This is a genomic window from Ruminococcoides intestinale (assembly GCF_040095935.1).
GTDB classification, from domain to species: Bacteria; Bacillota; Clostridia; order Oscillospirales; family Acutalibacteraceae; genus Ruminococcoides; species Ruminococcoides intestinale.
The window spans coordinates 262,066-279,173 of the sequence record NZ_JBBMFQ010000002.1 but is presented as its reverse complement, the minus strand read 5'-3'; the positions used below and the strand labels follow the sequence as shown (position 1 = coordinate 279,173).

The 17,108-nt window shown below is 39.2% G+C and carries 16 protein-coding genes; 10 read left to right on the top strand and 6 right to left on the bottom strand.

The annotated features are described in order from the left end of the window. Window positions 1-214: 214 nt before the first annotated feature. From WMO31_RS04975 to WMO31_RS04940, 8 genes are all read left to right on the top strand, one after another. Window positions 215-979: an O-antigen ligase family protein gene (locus WMO31_RS04975; RefSeq protein WP_367999318.1), complete on the top strand. Its 765-nt coding sequence runs from the start codon at window positions 215-217 to the stop codon at window positions 977-979. Then, window positions 976-2,094: a polysaccharide pyruvyl transferase family protein gene (locus WMO31_RS04970; RefSeq protein WP_367999317.1), complete on the top strand. Its 1,119-nt coding sequence runs from the start codon at window positions 976-978 to the stop codon at window positions 2,092-2,094. The genes WMO31_RS04975 and WMO31_RS04970 overlap by 4 nt, the downstream gene beginning before the upstream one ends. Next, entirely contained in the window at window positions 2,094-3,623 is a 1,530-nt protein-coding gene (locus WMO31_RS04965; protein ID WP_367999316.1) for an oligosaccharide flippase family protein, read from the top strand. Before WMO31_RS04970 ends, WMO31_RS04965 begins: the two co-directional genes overlap by 1 nt. A 13-nt stretch (window positions 3,624-3,636) precedes the next feature. Then, window positions 3,637-4,539, top strand: a complete 903-nt coding sequence (locus WMO31_RS04960) for a glycosyltransferase family 2 protein (RefSeq protein ID WP_015523131.1) — start codon at window positions 3,637-3,639, stop codon at window positions 4,537-4,539. A gap of 15 nt (window positions 4,540-4,554) precedes the next feature. Then, on the top strand, window positions 4,555-5,640 hold the full coding sequence (locus tag WMO31_RS04955; RefSeq protein WP_367999315.1) for a polysaccharide pyruvyl transferase family protein: 1,086 nt from the start codon (window positions 4,555-4,557) through the stop codon (window positions 5,638-5,640). A gap of 2 nt (window positions 5,641-5,642) precedes the next feature. Then, complete coding sequence (locus tag WMO31_RS04950; protein ID WP_117882669.1) at window positions 5,643-6,797, top strand: Coenzyme F420 hydrogenase/dehydrogenase, beta subunit C-terminal domain; 1,155 nt, start codon at window positions 5,643-5,645, stop codon at window positions 6,795-6,797. 355 nt (window positions 6,798-7,152) lie between these two features. Then, complete coding sequence (locus WMO31_RS04945; protein WP_252864745.1) at window positions 7,153-7,401, top strand: serine O-acetyltransferase; 249 nt, start codon at window positions 7,153-7,155, stop codon at window positions 7,399-7,401. 250 nt (window positions 7,402-7,651) lie between these two features. Then, window positions 7,652-7,786, top strand: a complete 135-nt coding sequence (locus WMO31_RS04940) for a hypothetical protein (protein ID WP_298176580.1) — start codon at window positions 7,652-7,654, stop codon at window positions 7,784-7,786. Window positions 7,787-7,985: 199 nt separating this feature from the next. Here WMO31_RS04940 and WMO31_RS04935 read toward each other — a convergent pair whose 3' ends face one another. Further along, window positions 7,986-9,851, bottom strand: a complete 1,866-nt coding sequence (locus WMO31_RS04935; protein WP_303666645.1) for a hypothetical protein — start codon at window positions 9,849-9,851, stop codon at window positions 7,986-7,988. A 575-nt stretch (window positions 9,852-10,426) separates the two neighbouring features. Then, window positions 10,427-10,645, bottom strand: a complete 219-nt coding sequence (locus WMO31_RS04930; RefSeq protein WP_015523125.1) for a hypothetical protein — start codon at window positions 10,643-10,645, stop codon at window positions 10,427-10,429. Window positions 10,646-10,901: 256 nt separating this feature from the next. On the opposite strand from WMO31_RS04930, the gene WMO31_RS04925 reads away from it, so the two are divergent. Beyond that, the gene (locus WMO31_RS04925; RefSeq protein WP_367999314.1) at window positions 10,902-11,033 is read left to right on the top strand and encodes a hypothetical protein; all 132 of its coding nucleotides are present in this window, start codon (window positions 10,902-10,904) and stop codon (window positions 11,031-11,033) included. A gap of 129 nt (window positions 11,034-11,162) precedes the next feature. Here the strand turns inward: WMO31_RS04925 and pflA are convergent, their stop codons facing one another. The 4 genes from pflA to WMO31_RS04905 all read right to left on the bottom strand — a co-directional run bounded on the left by pflA (window position 11,163) and on the right by WMO31_RS04905 (window position 15,557). Further along, the gene (pflA, locus tag WMO31_RS04920) at window positions 11,163-11,918 is read right to left on the bottom strand and encodes a pyruvate formate-lyase-activating protein (RefSeq protein ID WP_015523123.1); all 756 of its coding nucleotides are present in this window, start codon (window positions 11,916-11,918) and stop codon (window positions 11,163-11,165) included. Further along, window positions 11,918-14,155, bottom strand: coding sequence for a formate C-acetyltransferase (gene pflB / locus WMO31_RS04915; protein WP_015523122.1), 2,238 nt, complete (start codon window positions 14,153-14,155; stop codon window positions 11,918-11,920). Before pflB ends, pflA begins: the two co-directional genes overlap by 1 nt. A 266-nt stretch (window positions 14,156-14,421) precedes the next feature. Continuing rightward, window positions 14,422-14,913 carry an HD domain-containing protein gene (locus tag WMO31_RS04910; protein ID WP_015523121.1) on the bottom strand — a complete coding sequence of 164 codons (492 nt, stop codon included), beginning with the start codon at window positions 14,911-14,913 and terminating at the stop codon, window positions 14,422-14,424. Window positions 14,914-15,032: 119 nt separating this feature from the next. Next, window positions 15,033-15,557, bottom strand: coding sequence for a DUF5662 family protein (locus WMO31_RS04905; protein WP_303994703.1), 525 nt, complete (start codon window positions 15,555-15,557; stop codon window positions 15,033-15,035). A gap of 176 nt (window positions 15,558-15,733) precedes the next feature. On the opposite strand from WMO31_RS04905, the gene WMO31_RS04900 reads away from it, so the two are divergent. Continuing rightward, the gene (locus WMO31_RS04900) at window positions 15,734-16,921 is read left to right on the top strand and encodes a L,D-transpeptidase family protein (RefSeq protein ID WP_304018475.1); all 1,188 of its coding nucleotides are present in this window, start codon (window positions 15,734-15,736) and stop codon (window positions 16,919-16,921) included. Window positions 16,922-17,108 lie beyond the last annotated feature (187 nt).

Sequence of the window (17,108 nt, the reverse complement as noted above, 5' to 3'; positions counted from 1 at the left end):
TTATAAAAAAATATTTACGATAATATATGTTATTTGCTCGGTTATTGCCTTTTCAATTTTGATAAGTGCAGTTATCGACAACTGTATGTTAAAATATTTTTGGTTTATTGTAAATCCAAACCATTCGGTACAGGTAGCACAAACGATTCAAAATGAACTTTCAATAGGTGCGTATTCCGGATTCGCACGAGAAAAAGGTGAAGCGGCATACATTATGAATGTAGGAATTGCTCTTTTACTTTCTAAGTACTTTTCATCGCAAAAGCTGAAAAAAATTGATATTCTTATGTTGTTCGTATTTATTGTGTCGCTTATGCTGACCGGAAAACGAACCCTTTTCATTATTCCCGTCCTTTCATTTGCATTATTTATGGTCATCTCAAACATCAAAGGAAAATTTGCTAAAACAGGAGGAATAGTGCTGAGTGCCTTATCTGCCGTGTTTATTCTTTCAATGTTTATTCCAAAGGTTGCAAATATATTTGACCGTTTTATGGATGAAGAAAATATTATGGCCTTAGGTAATAGAGATTCTCTTTGGAAATATTTTTTACTGATGGGTGAAAAGTACCCGGTCTTTGGCGCAGGATTCGGCTCATACAATCAGTTCGCATATGATAACGGATTGCGTGTAGGCGGAGACAGATGGAACTTCAACGGTCACAATTGCTACTTTCAGATTGCGGTAGAGCTCGGAATAGTCGGAAGTGTATTTTTTCTTCTGTTTGCAGTGCTTTCCGTTGTACTCACAATTCTCGCAATCAGAAGGGTAAAAAATGTCTGCGATGATGCAAGAATCTGCTATTTCTCGCTATATATACAAATTATGATTTTAGCTTACTCTGTAACGGGTAATCCGACATATTCAAGACAGATTATGTTTATCTGGTTTTTCTCAATCGGAGCCGTTCTTCATATTGCAAGGAAACACAATATTGACATAGTGATAAACAAAGAATCTGAAAGGCGACATTTATGAAAAAGATCGGTATTGTAACTTTTCATCAGGCACTTAACTACGGAGCAAAACTTCAAGCCTATGCCCTTCAGCAGTTTTTGGAAAAAAACGGCATAGAAAATGATGTAATTGACTACACATGTCATTTTATGTATACAAGAAACATAAGACCTATTCGCGTAGGCAAGCATCATAAGTTGAAGTCATTTATCCGTTCACTCATCACTATGCGTCAAGTAGGAATTGACAGAAAAAAGTCCGTTACATTCAGAAACGAATTTTTAAACCTCAGTCGTCCTTTTGATGCCAAAAACATTGGGGAAGCCTCCAATGAATATGCAGCATTTATTGCAGGGAGCGACCAGGTGTGGAGTCCCATCTGCGTTGGCTTTGATACGGTATATTTACTTGATTTTGCAAAGCCAAAGCAAAAATACTCCTATGCGGCAAGCTTTGCAGTTGATAAGCTTCCTGCTGATAAGGAACGTACATATAAAGAGTTGTTATCACAATTTCAGCTCTTTTCAGTTCGTGAAAAAAGCGGAGCAGATATTATTGAAAATCTTATCAACAGAAAAGCTGAAATCAGTATTGATCCCTCGTTGTTGCTTACTGAAGATGATTGGGATAAAATAAGCAGATGTCCTGTACCAAAAGAACCGTATATTTTTCTGTTCAGCGTAAGAAAGCCAATTAAGCTTATCAGCTACGCTCTTGAACTTTCTAAAAAAACCGGATACAAAATCTACTACCTGCAAAAGGAGAGGCTCCATAAGATTGACGGTATAGAGTACCTTGATCCGGTGAATGCCACTGAATTTGTAGGTTTAATAAAAAACGCAGAATATATTTGCACAAATTCATTTCACGGCACTGCCTTTTCGGTAATCTATAAAAAGAATTTTGCAGTTGAATTGCAACATATCGGTGGCAGAAACATCCGTGCCGAAGAACTTCTTAACAATCTTGGAATCAATGATCGCGAGATAACAAACGATGTTTTTCCAAATATAAACGGTGCGGTTAATTGGGAAAGGGTTGACAATGTACTTTTAAAGGAAAGAAATAAATCAAAGGAATATATAAATAAAATAAAGGAACTGATACAGAACGAATCTTTAGAGGTGACCGTTTAATGCCAAAATCCGCCGGAAAACAAATGTCGATAAACATAATTGCAAGTATCGTTTCATTTGCAGTTACTGTTGGAATTAACTTTTTTCTGACACCGTATCTTGTAAAAGAGGTCGGCAGTGATGCCTATGGCTTTATCGGTCTTGCTAATAACTTTGTACAGTATGCTACCATCGTTACGACCGCTTTGAATTCAATTTCAGGCAGATTTATTTCAATTGCATACCATAAGGGCGATGTTGAGAAATCATCAAAAATATTCAGTTCAGTTCTCGTTGCCGATTTGTTCCTCGCTGCAGTAATGTTGATTCTGTCGTCAATTTTTGTTTGTTTTCTTGACACTGTGCTTAACATACCTTCAAATCTTGTATCCGGCGTAAAAATAACCTTTGCTTTTGCTTTTCTCACATTTGTTGTCAGCACAGTTACTGCTATTTTCACAACAGCAGCCTTTGTAAAAAACAGAATTGATATAAATTCTATACGAGATATTATATCCAACCTTATAAAAGTTGCACTCATAGTACTTTTATTTGCAATTTTCCCTGCACAGCTTTACTTTGTTACCCTTGCAAGTTTTGGAAGCGGTATTTTTCTTTTGCTGGCAAATATTACTGTTAAAAAGAAGGTACTCCCGGAAGTAAAGGCTGATATTAGAAAATTTGACATTAAAATAGTTAAAACACTTCTTGCGTCCGGCATTTGGCTTTCACTTTCACAACTTTGTCAGGTGCTTCTAAGCGGTCTTGATCTTCTGATATGCAACCTAACCCTTGGAACGGCACTGATGGGACTTCTCTCTATCGCAAAAACCGTACCGAACAGTATCGGCAACCTAACTGTAATTTTAGGTTCAGTATTTACTCCTCATTATACAATTCTTTATGCAAAGAAAAAAATACCGGAGCTAATTATCGAGGCGAAATTCAGTACCAAAATTGTAAGCTTTATACTCTCGACTCCCATTGCCGGTTTTATTGCCTTTGGCAGACAGTTCTACATATTATGGCAACCGACAAAGTCACCGGAGGAGATTACAATGATTCAGTTTATGTCGGTGTTGACTTGTATTACATTTCTTTGTTCCAGTCAAACTCAGTCGCTTATGATGATAAACACCGTATGTAATAAACTTAGATTACCTGTATTTGTAAACCTTACAGTTGGCATTGTCAGCGTTATAGTTGCAATTGTAGCCTGTAACCTCACCGACTATGGCGTGTATTTTGTAGCAGGAACGAGTTCCGTTCTTATGGGACTGCGCGCACTCATCTTTACCCCTGCATATTCTGCATACATACTAAAGCAAAAACTTTCAATATTTTTCCCGACAGTAATCCGAGATTGTGTTGGATTTATCATTATATTGGTATTATTCTCAATTATCAGCAATTTTATTACAGTAACCGGTTGGAGTTCATTTATATTCATATGTGCTATATGCGGAATCCTTGCATATGCCTTGTCCTTGCCGTTGTTATTTAATAAAGCGGAACTTTGCAAGCTCAAAAATAAGCTTACAAAAAAATGAAATGGAGTTAATTATGAGTAATGTTGAAATAACTGTATTTACCCCATCATATAATCGTGCAAAAACTCTTCCAAGAGTTTTTGAATGTTTGAAAAAACAAACCTATAAAAGCTTTGAATGGATAATTATAGATGACGGCAGTGAAGATAATACAAAGGATGTTGTCGACGGATTTCTGAAAGAAAATAATTTTTTTGACATTATTTATGTTTATCAAAAAAATCAAGGCAAGCATATAGCAACAAACAATGCTGTAAAAATGTGCAGAGGAAACTTTTTCATTACGCTTGACTCTGATGATACCTGTACAAATGATGCCCTTGAAACATTTGTAAATGAATGGAATAAAATTCCTAAACAGGAGCAAAAAAAATATTACGGCATATCCTGCCGTACATATGATAAGGATGGTAAAATTAACGGAACACAAATGAATGTTCCGTATATTGACAGCAATGACCTCGATTTGCGTTTTAAACTCAATATCACAGGGGAATTATGGGGTATGATTAGAACCGATATTATGCGTGAATTTCCATTTCCTGTTGTCGAAGGCTATCACTTCTACCCGGAAAATGTTATCTGGCATAATGTCGGAAGAAAATATATATGCAGATATTTAAGCACAGCATTGAGATACTATATTCAAGATCAGGAAAATGCTGTTACAAATGTCAACAGAAAAAAGGCATCAAAAGAAAAATTTGTCATGCATCTGCATTATATAAATGACTGTTGGGATTACAGAAAATACAATCGAAAGCGTTACCTTGAACACATCGTGGCAATAACCCGTGATGGACTTGCAAACGGCTACAAACTTAGTGAAATATTGACTATGCTCAAGACTAAGCCCCGCAGATTGCTCGTTCTCCTAACAAGCCCTATCGGTTACCTGCTGTACAAGCATTCATAAGGAGATTTAACGGATATGAAAAAAATTGGAATAATTACTTTTCATCGTGCCAAAAATTACGGCGCTGTTCTCCAGGCGTATGCACTTCAACACACCCTTGAACAGCTTGGAAGTGACTGTGAGATCGTAGATTATAAATGTGAAAATATCGACAATGGCTACAAACCGTTTCAGTTTAGCAAAACTGATCCTATTAAGTCAATTTTGAAATCCATTGTTATGTATCGCAAGAGAGCTAAAAAAATTGAACAGTTTTCAAGCTTCTACAACAATTATCTTAAAATCAGCGATAAAACCTATAGTAATTCGGATATATCAGAATGCAAAAATCTTTATGATGCTTTCATCAGCGGAAGCGATCAGGTTTGGGGACCCGGTAAGGAAGGAATAAATCCTGATTCCATCTATTTTCTGAGCTTTGCAGACGATAACCAAAAATACAGTTATGCAGCAAGTTTTGGTATTGCAGATATAAGCGATGTAAAGGCAATGCAGCTCAGACCTTTACTTAAAAATTTTCAGTCTTTTTCGGTTCGTGAAAAAAGCGCATTAAATATTGTAAAGAAGATAACCGGTAAGAACGGTGTGTGTCATATTGACCCTACACTTCTTCTGAAAAAAGATGAATGGCAAAAGATTTCTGTAAAAAAAATTGATAAACCATATATTCTTGTATTTAATGTAAAACCTGTAAAATCACTAATAGATTTTGCGGAAAAACTTTCAAAAAAGACCGAAATTCCTGTTGTTTATATAACAGATAATCCACAAAAAAAGCGTAAAAATTTTACCTATGTATCTGCCCCAACAGTTGAAGAATTTCTTGGCTATTTTGCAAACGCAGATTATACGGTAACCAATTCATTTCACGGAACTGCCTTTTCTGTAATTTTTCACAAAAATATGTTTGTTGAATATGAAACAGCAAAAGGATTTAATCACCGTGCAAAAAATCTTCTTCAGACAATAGGCATAAACCGAGAAATTAAGGACGGGGAAGCCGTTACAACAGATATTGACTGGAATAAAGTCGATAACATACTTCAAGCAGAGCGCAAACTCTCGCTTGATTACCTTAAAGATATAATTAAAGGGGAATAAATATGCAAATTTTTCCTTCAAAAAGTGAATGCTGCGGATGTTCAGCCTGTAAACAGATATGTCCTAAAGGCGCTATAGCTATGAAGCCTGATTCAGAAGGTTTTCTCTACCCACAAATTGATGTCTCACTCTGTATTGAATGCGGCGCCTGCCAAAAAATATGCGCATTTCAGAACGGTTATGAAAAGAACCATTCAAAGACAGCATATGCAATCAAGCATAAAGACTTTAATACTCGCTTTACAAGCCGTAGCGGTGCTGCATTTGTAGCCTTATCCGATTATATTCTTAATAAAAAAGGATCTGTTTACGGTGCTGCGTTTCAGGATGATTTCTCAGTCAGCCACATAAGAGCAACAGATCGTTATGTCAGAGATAAGTTTAAGGGATCAAAATATGTCCAGAGCGATATGAAAGACACATTTAAATCTGTCAAAAATGATTTAAATAACGATATGTATGTCATGTTTTCCGGAACAGCCTGTCAAGTTGCCGGACTTAAAAGATACCTTGGTAAATGCGACACCTCAAAACTCTATACATGTGACATTGCCTGTCACGGAGTTCCCTCGCCTATTATATGGAAAGAGTACCTCAAACATTGTGAAAAAAAGTTTTGCGGAAAAGTAACCAAGGCAGATTTTCGTGATAAAACTATAGGCTGGAATACCCACAAGGAAGCGATTTGGATTGATGACAATAAGCATATCCTTAACGGCTACACATACCTATTCTACGAAAACGATATTGAGCGTCCATCCTGCTACAATTGTAAATATTCAAACCTTGAAAGACCCGCCGATCTCACACTTGCTGACTTTTGGGGAATCGACCGTGTAGTTGAAAATTTCAATGACAACAAAGGAGTTTCTTTATTGTTGGTAAATTCCGAAAAAGGATCTCGTATTCTCAACAAAGTAATCGACAATATTCATTGTGTAGAATGTGACCTTAACGCTTCAATAAAGTCTAACCCTAATCTGTCACGCCCAACCGCAAAACCTGACAGTCGAGAAGATTTCTGGGATTTTTATTATAAAAACGGTTTTGAAAAGACATTTAAAAAATATTACAACAAAATCAGAATAAAGAAAATCAAAAGAAGAATAAAACTGAAGTTTTATAGCCTAAAAAACAAGGTATCCAAGCTTCATTGATTATTGAACCTCAGGAGGATTTATGAAATTATTATTTGCCTTACGCTCAATTTTTCTTCTTCCGCATTTCTTTGTATTTAAACTCTGTGAAAAACACGATGTTTTATGCAAGGATCTTGAAAGTTGGAGAAAACTTTGTCCTAAAAAAAACAATTGCAGTTATACATACTTATTTTTCTATATGATGTGTCATTTTAAGGAATTCAGAAATGTATTTTATCTGCGTCTTGGAAATATAAAATATTTTTTGAAAATTTTTTGCAAGCCCTTGGATTCGCTGTACTTAACCAGTAAAAATATGGGACCCGGCTTATTTATACAACATGGATTTTCTACAATTGTAGGGGTTGAATCTATGGGAAGTAATTGTTGGATAAATCAGCAAGTTACGGTTGGTCACACAGATAAAGGCAGACCAAAAATCGGAAACAATGTTAAAATAATGACAGGTGCAAAAGTTCTCGGAAATGTTACTATCGGTGACAATGTCATAATCGGTGCAGGAGCAATAATCGTTAAAGATGTCCCTTCAGATTGTGTTGTTGTCGGCAGTAGGGCATATATTGTAAAACGAAACGGTAAAAAAGTCAGAGAAGAACTTTAAATATCAATAATTCAAAAACGCATACTCGGTGCAATTTACACTGAGTATGCGTTTTATTTTACTGATTTTTGCAATATTATTTATTTCATCTAAAAAGACGGCTGCAAATTGCAGCCGCCAATAAAAGAAACTCTATAATAAAAGTTTGGGTAGAAAAAGAGCCTACAAATGAAAAGTAAAAAAGTAGAGCATATTTTACCAAAATCCGTTAAAATAGAATTGCTTAAAAACCTGAAACGGAGGAAAAAATATGCTCTTCAGATATTTTACAGAAAAACTCTTGGGATTGCAAGACATTTTAATTGAAAACATTGAAGAAATTGATGGCTCTATCCATATTTACTGCAAGCTTGAACTAAAAATGCACGAATATCCTGTGTGTTGAAAACACACTGATAAAATTCACGATTATCGAGAACAGGTAATTAAGGATATTCCTGCATTCGGTAAATTTGTTTCTCAAGAAGAGCAGATTCCGTTTTTTCGGGTTACCCCAACTAACTCTATTGATATTGAGCAAAAAAAGCACCCCACACTGATGTGCGGAGTGCTTGAAATTATATTCCTGTTGATGCTAAGCCGATTTACTTAGAATACTTCACAGAAAGCTGATTTGTAAGTGCATTATATGCAAATGTGTAAGTACCGCCAACTGCTACAAGTGTTGATGCACTTGTATACTTTGAGTTGTACTTAATAGTACCTGTTGTTGCATTTCTGATTGTTGTACCGTTGCAGAAATCTGTACCGTTAACATTCATCTTAAACGAGTAGTCACCCTTTTTAAGCTTTACCGAACCTGTAAATACATTTGTATCGCTCTTCTTGAGTGAAAGGTTGATATCTCCTGTTACCTTTACCGGAATATCTCCCTTATCTGCTGTCACTACAAGTGTATTTGTTGCTGTGTTGTATGTGAATGTGTATGTTCCGCCTGTTGCTACAAATGTTGTGTACTTGCTCCACTTTGGATTGAATACAAGACCCGGTGTTACATCCTTTACTACCGCTGATGTTCCGCAGAGCTTGCCGTAGTTATTCATCTTTATCTGATAGTTTCCTGCCTTAAGTGTCTTTGTACCTGAATATACATTTTCTTTATCTGTCTTTGCAAGGGCAAGTGTAAAGTTACCTACTACACTTACTTCTGCTCCTGAAGGAAGATATGATATTGTAAGCTTGTTTGTATCAATATCATAGCTGAATGTATATGTACCGCCTGATGCTGCAAGCGTTGACGCACTCGACCACTTTGAGTTGTACTGGCTTCCGACTGTTAAGTCCTTGTATGTGTAACCGCAACAATAACGAACACCCTGATTCATTACTCTGAATTCATAGTTGCCCTTGTTAAGCTTAACTGATGCCGAATAAACATTTGCATCCTTTGTTGCCTGAAGGTCAAGGTTGATATCGCCGACTATTGAAGCCTTTGAAGGTGCAAGATATTCAATTGTAAGGGTATTCTTTGCAGTATTAAACTTAAATGTGTACTTACCGCCTGTTGCCTTAAGCGTTGTAGAACTTGTCCACTTTGAATTGTATTTTGCGTTTGTTGTTTTATCTGTGAATGTTGAACCGTTACCGAAAGCAACTCCGTTTACACTCATCTTGAATGTGTATGAACCTGCTTCAAGTTCAGTTGAGCCTGTATAAATGCCGTTGCCGTCATCTGCAAGCGGGAGTGCGATATCTCCTGTTACACTTACTCCGCTCTGTGGCTGTGTCGGCTCTGTTGCAGGCTGAGTCGGCTTTGTTGCGGGAGCTGTTGTTGGCTGTGTTACAGTTGTAGGCTGTGTTGCTGTTGTCGGCTGAGGAGCTGTTGTCGGCTCTTCGCCCTGAACGAGAACTGCCTTTGCAGTAAATGCAGCACCTGCTACTTTGTTAGCACTATTGTAAATATAATCGATGTCCTTCTTTTCGCTTTCGAAGAGCTCATCATATGTGTCAGCCTCTGTACCTGTAAGATAATCAACATTGAGATTTACTGTTGTGTCACCGCTGCCTACAACATCAAATGTAAATGTGCAATAAACATTCTCTGACTTGAAGTTGAAAAGATCAAGGCTTGAGCAGTTGAAGAGAACCTGATTTGTAAGGCTTGGATTCCAAACGATGCTGCTCTGGAATACAGGGAAAACCTTATTCTTTGTATTTGTTGTTGTTGTTGATGCAAGCTTGAGAACCTTACTGTCGTATGTAAGGCTGCTCTGTGTATCAACGATCATGTGATCTGCCTTGAGAAGGTAAGTAACAACAACCTGCTCTGTCTGTGCATTGTAATCATACGAAACAGGATCTGTCACATTTGATGTAACATTGATCTTGTTGCCTGCACTTGTTTCTTCGCTTGTTTCGGCAGCACTTGCTGAGAAAGGCAGAGCTGTGAACATGCACAGCACCATCATTACCGCAAGAACCACAGAAAGCTTTTTCTGAATTTTTTTCATACTTGCTGCTCCTTTAATAAAATAAAATTACCGTTCGCCACAGTTTTGTGGCAATACTTCTAGCTTCGGAAACTTTAACAGTACAAAATTTCCGAGGACATTTAAATTATAGCACATTTAAGTTGTTCGGGCAATGAATCTGTTATTCTTTTAGCGAAAATTTTTTGCCCTAAAATATGTGCAAATTAACGGTAAGTTTGCTATTATATACAAATCCCTTGTCTGATTATTGTGGATATTGTCTTATCCATGTTCCTCAGTTCAGAAATAACTGATAATAATACTATCGTATTTAATTTTTTACAACAATTGTTTTGTAACAAAAAAGTCTGCGTCAAGAGCAATTTCGATGGGGCTGTGACAAAACAGCCTAACAAAACAAAAATGCATCAGACCTTTTCGGGCAACTGATGCATTTTCTTTTTTAAACTGTTTTCTTGAATAGACTGCGGTGGCACACCGCCGACATCATTTTCTGTTTTCAACTTTCAATTCTTAATTGAAAGCACCGCTCGGGTATTTAACTTTTTCACATGCAAATACTGCTACCCGAATTGGGTGCAACAACTTGTTGCTTATTCTTCCTCAGCAAGCTCATCGGCTGTAACTTCTGCCTGCGGTTCTTCCTTTGCAGCCTCCTCAGGCTCTTTTTCGGAAACAATATCGTCAATTTCCTCAATAAGCTTCTGTTCTGCGCATCTGTGCTTTTTTAAAGCGAGAAATGCTGCTGTGGCAGCCGCAAGTGCAGAAATTGCACCGATGATTGTGTAGAATAATTTTTTGTTTTTATCCATTCCGGCACCTCTTTCAGTATTAATATAAATCAGCGGAAAAACCGTATTTTTCTACTTATTGCTATTTTATATCATTTTTACAAATTTTTCAATAGACAACTGATAATCTTTGCACAAATGGCTGTCAGTGTGTTATATTCTCTTTTTACGCTCTGCAAGGGCAAAAAGCACTCCGCCCGAAATTACAACAAGCATCATAACAGCCGTTGCTGTCACTCCTGTCTGAACACTGCCGTTTTTATCAGGCTGTGAAGGAGTGCTGTCCGATGTTGCGGCACCGCCTGTTGCCGAAGTCGGATTTACAGAGGTTGTACCGACAGTTGCAGGCTCACCCGTCGGAGCAGTCGTTTCTTCCGACGGTGACGATTTCTCAACAAGGACAGCTTAAAAATCTTTGAATACACCTTTATTCATCAATTTTGCTGAAGAAAAAACAACAAAAGCAGAATAACAAATAAAAATCAAAACAAAAACGGCAGTACCAAAAAAATCGGTACTGCCGTTGTTATATAAGAAATTAATCTCTTGTTTTTTCGCCGTTAAGAATCATTTCCGCATTCTTAACACGCTCTTTTGTCGGGGGATTAATGCCCTCGAGAGGATAGTCATAACCGAGAGCCTTCCACTTGTACACACCGAGGGTGTGATACGGAAGAACTTCAACTCTTTCAACATTCCTGAGCGAGCGGATAAAGTCGGCAAGTCTGAAAAGATACTCGTCCTTATCATTTCTTTCAGGCACAAGAACATGCCTTATCCATACGGGCTTGCCCATATCGGAAAGCTGTCTTGCCATTTCAAGAATATTGGTGTTTGGCTGTCCTGTAAGGATTTTGTGCTGTTCGTTGTCGATATGCTTTATATCAAGCAACAGCAAATCCGTATATTCCATTAGCTCTTTCCACTTTGAATAGAACGGCTCTTTGGTTGTAAACGGGTTGGCGCTTGTGTCAATACAGGTATTAACGCCCTGCTTTTTAGCCTTCTTGAACAAATCAAGCAAAAAGTCAATCTGTAAAAGCGGCTCACCTCCGCTTACTGTGATACCGCCCTTATTTTTCCAATAGGGGCGGTATGCAAGCGCTTTATTAAGCAACTCGTCGGCGGTGTATTCCACGGTGTTTTCATCGTGTTTCCATGTGTCGGGATTGTGGCAGAACTGGCAACGCATTGCGCAACCGCTCAGAAAAATCACAAATCTCACGCCCGGACCGTCAACAGAGCCAAAAGTTTCTATTGAGTGTACAAAGCCTTTAACAGCGTTGTCCGACATTACATTCTGTCGTGGCAGGTTCTGGCAATAACATCCAGCTGCTGCTCTCTTGTAAGGTCGATGAACTTAACAGCATAACCCGATACACGGATTGTGAAGTTAGCGTACTCTTCCTTCTCAGGATGCTCCATAGCGTCAATGAGTTTTTCTGTACCGAATACATTTACATTGAGGTGGTGTGCACCCTGATCAAAGTAGCCGTCCATAACATTTACGAGGTTGTCAACACGCTCATCGTCGTTGTGTCCGAGAGCACCCGGGTTGATTGTCTGAGTATTTGAAATACCGTCAAGAGCGTACTCGTAAGGAAGCTTAGCAACAGAGTTAAGTGAAGCAAGAAGACCGTTCTGCTCTGCACCGTAGCTTGGGTTAGCACCCGGTGAAAGCGGCTCGCCTGCTTTTCTGCCGTCAGGAAGTGAACCTGTAGCCTTACCGTAAACAACATTTGATGTGATTGTAAGGATAGAAGTTGTAGGCTCTGAATCTCTGTATGTGTGGCAGTACTTAAGCTTAGCCATAAATGTCTTGAGAAGGTCAACGGCAATCTTATCTGCTCTCTCGTCATTGTTACCGTATCTTGGGAAGTCGCCCTCTGTTTCAAAGTCAACAGCAATGCCGTCCTCGTCACGGATAACCTTAACCTTAGCGTACTTAATAGCGCTGAGTGAGTCAACAACATGTGAGAAGCCTGCAATACCTGTTGCAAATGTTCTTCTTACATCTGTATCGATAAGAGCCATTTCTGCTGCCTCATAGTAGTACTTATCATGCATGTAGTGAATCATGTTAAGTGTGCCTACATAGAGGTGAGCAAGCCAATCCATCATTGTGTCATACTTCTTGATAACTTCGTCATAATCAAGGTACTCTGATGTGATAGGTGTATATTCAGGACCAACCTGCATCTTTGTCTTTTCATCAATACCGCCGTTGATAGCGTAGAGAAGGCACTTAGCAAGGTTAGCTCTTGCGCCGAAGAACTGGATTTCCTTACCTGTCTGTGTTGCGGATACGCAGCAGCAGATTGAGTAATCATCGCCCCATACAGGACGCATTACATCATCGTTCTCGTACTGAATTGAGCTTGTTGTAACTGAAATATGAGCAGCATACTTCTTGAAGTTCTCCGGAAGTCTTGAAGAATAAAGAACTGTGAGGTTTGGCTCAGGTGAAGGTCCCATATTCTCAAGTGTGTGGAGGAAACGGTAGTCGTTCTTTGTAACCATTGAACGGCCGTCAATGCCAAGACCTGCAACTTCGAGTGTAGCCCATACAGGGTCGCCCGAGAAGAGCTGGTTGTAAGACTCAATTCTTGCAAACTTAACCATACGGCACTTCATAACAAAGTGGTCAACAAGTTCCTGAGCCTGTGATTCTGTAAGTGTACCGTTCTCAAGGTCACGCTCAATGTAGATGTCGAGGAATGTTGATACACGACCAACGCTCATTGCAGCGCCGTTCTGAGTCTTGATAGCAGCAAGATAACCGAAGTAGAGCCACTGAACTGCCTCTGCAGCGTTCTTAGCAGGCTGTGAAATATCAAAGCCGTAAGAAAGTGCCATTTCCTTCATATCGTTAAGAGCACGAATCTGATCAGCGATTTCTTCACGAAGCTGGAAGTCGCCTCTTCTCATACCCTGACGGTTTGTTTCTGCAAAGTCCTCTTTCTTGCCTTCGATAAGACGGTCAATACCGTAAAGAGCAACTCTTCTGTAGTCACCGACGATTCTGCCTCTGCCGTATGTGTCGGGAAGACCTGTAAGAATCTTGTTGTGACGGGCAAGCTTCATCTCGGGAGTGTAGATATCGAATACACCCTGGTTGTGAGTCTTGTGATATTTTGTAAAGATTTCGTGGAGTTTAGGGCTTGGAGTGTAGCCATACATCTGGCATGACTGCTCAGCCATTTTGATACCGCCGTAAGGCATAAATGCACGCTTGAGAGGCTTGTCTGTCTGAAGACCTACAACCTTTTCAAGGTCTTTATCAAGATATGCAGCGCCGTAAGCTGTGATGCCGCTTACAACCTCAGTTTCCATATCAAGAACGCCGCCCTTGGCTCTTTCTTCCTTCTGGAGTTCCTTGAGCTCGCCCCAGAGCTTGTCTGTAGCTTCTGTAGGACCTTCAAGGAAAGACTGGTCGCCGTCATAAGGTGTGTAGTTTTTCTGAATGAAGTCTCTGACATCAATGTCGGACTCCCATTTGCCACCTGCAAAATTTGTCCATTCTTCTCTCATTACTGTAAAACCTCCGATAATGATAATTAATACTGAATTTTGTATATGACACAAAAAAATGCCGACTCAATTCCAAGCAGACGCCCGGTAAGGTCAGCTCCTTGAAAAAATCGTCATACATCCTTGTATTCTGTCATTTATTCACTTTTATAATCATATAACCAACACCATTAAAATAACACTTTTTAAGGGCGTTGTCAAGCATTTTGGGATACTTTTTACACCACTTTTTCACACTCAAAGCACTATGGTAAATGAGTACAATTTTAGGGTATGAGGAACATTATTTTCAGCAGATTTTTTCCTGTATTTGTGCGGAATATTTTGTCATATGCCTGCTCTGCTGCACTGCGGCTTGAATCGTCCTCATAAAGGTTCACAAGGAAGTCTGCCTCTACCAAAATTCGGTACGGCAAAGTATCAATATTTCCATAGGTGTGATGGTGTCCCACAAGGTAACAAACTTTGTCAATAAATGTTTTTTCGTAGCCGAGAGCAGCAAGCAGCTTTTCAGCCTCGTGAGGACCCTCAAGTTCCTGATACTTTCCTGCAGACGAATTGTACTTTTCTTCGCTCACCTTTATGCCGATGTCGTGAACGATTGCGGAGATTTCAAGAAGCTCCTGATCGTCGGGCAAAAGATTTTCACTTTCACCGATTGTCTTTGCGAATGAATAAACCTTGAGAAAATGGTGAATTCTTTTCTTGTCACTTCCAAAATATTCAATCATCGCAGTTATAACCCTGTCGGTTTTCATATTATCACTCCTTACGGCGAGCCGCCGTACCCTATTCGTGTAGACAGTTTTTTTGTTTGTGCAATTCTGTAGGGGTAGCATTGCGACTATATTTCAGACGGGAGGATTCGCACAAACAATCACTTTTTCATACTTCTTATATATGCAAAGGTCTTTTCTTCACCCTCATCTCTCAGCATAACCAATAATTTTTCAAGCAAGGCCTCGGTGTTGGGGTGCATACGGTGTTTGCCTCTGATTCTGCAAAAATATGTAAACGGAGCGCCGTCCGTGTAGTTTTTGCCGTTGTAGATTTTGCTTGCGGCAACTCGGTCGCAGAACATTTCGATAACATATTTTACAGGCATTTCAACATTTTCAACCTGCTTTGTCTTTGGGTTGTAATCGTTCCAGTATTCGTAATGGTGACGGTTTCTGCCCTTGTGATGCATCCACGCCTGTGAATAGCCGTACAGCTCTCTTTCCTTTTCATTGGGACTTCTCGTGCCCTGAAAATACTTTGCACCCGGAATAAATTCTGTAGGCGAATACTTTGACAAATCGTGTATTAATCCCTGTCTGAGAATTCCTGCCCTTGCACAGTTGGCAATTACCTTGTGCCTGTGACGGGTTATTGTTCTGAAATGTTTAATCGGATGTGCCATAATTATCACCATAAATTGTTAGTTTGGAAAATACAAAACATTCTCCGACTGACATTTTACCACATTTCTCGCCGATTTAAAATAGCACTTGCAAGATTGTCGAAAAAAAGTTATAATATACAAAGGTTAAAATTTTGTAACCATTTAATGTTAAATTCTATAAGGATAGGTAATCTATGAAAAAGAAAATTTTCATTCTTTTACTTTGTGTTGTCCTCATTGCAACCTGCATATTATGCGCTGTGACGGGAATTTTCGGAAATGATTCTCAAAATTCTCCAAAACCGCAGACGCCCGATACGGCAGTAACCGAAAATATGACATTTCCGAGCAAGGTCGATTCGCTCACATTAAAAGTCGGCGAATCAAAGCTTATTGAACTGTCATCCGAAAAAGCAAAATCCGTTACCAAATGGACAAGCTCGGACAGTAAAATTGTTACCGTTGATGACGGCGGAAGGGTTGACGCTCTCAAAGAGGGTACGGCTCTGATTTCTGCCATTTCAAAAGACAAATCAAAGTCGGAATTTCAGATTACGGTGGCAAAATCAACTGCGAAAAAACAGCAAAGCTACTCAACCTGTATAACGGCAAATCTTGACAAGCTTGAAAGCAATAAGCGTAACACGGCAAAAAATCTGTACGCAATCAAGGTCAACCGCACGGCAAACTGCGTGACGGTTTACACATATGACGAAAAGGGCAAGTACACAATCCCCGTAAGGGCGATGATTTGCTCCACAGGTCTTGACAATTCGACAATCACGGGTGACTACACAATCGGAATCAAGTCCGAATGGCTTTTCCTTGTGGGCGATGTTTTCGGAAGATACATCAGCGGAATTTCTGGTGATTATCTTTTCCACTCCGTTCCCTACTACTCAATGAGCGAAGAAGATTTGGAGCTTGAGGAGTTCAACAAGCTTGGCGAACAGGCATCACAAGGATGCGTAAGACTTGCGGTTTCGGATGCAAAGTGGGTTTATGACAACTGCCCCACAGGCACGAATGTAAGCATATATGACGACGCAGAAAATGCAGGCCCTCTCGGAAAACCGGATGCAATCAAAATCACCGATTTTACCAACAAATGGGATCCGACAGACAGCAATAAAAAATGCCCGTATGCCAAAGCAACACCAATAATCAGCGGTGCAAACGATTACACAATCAAAAGCGGCGGCGAATTTTACGCCCTTGCAGGAGTAACAGCCGTTGACACCTGCGGCAACGACATAACATCGAATATCGAAGTTTTAGGCAATGTGATAACCACCCGAAAAGGCAAGTACAAGGTAACATATTCAGTCACCGATGTGCTTAAAAGAACATCAAGCGTAACGATTACGGTAACGGTGCAATAAACCGCCGCAGTCAATTTAAGAAGATAGTTCCGCAAAAGCGAAAATAAAGATGCCCGAACGGAGATTTTAAATTGAAAATGGAAAATTGAAAATGTAAAATGAATGTCGGGAAGACGGTTTGCAAAATGCAAAACATCGTCTTCCCGACTGTTTTTTATATATGAAAGTTGTTGTTTATCTGTTGGGG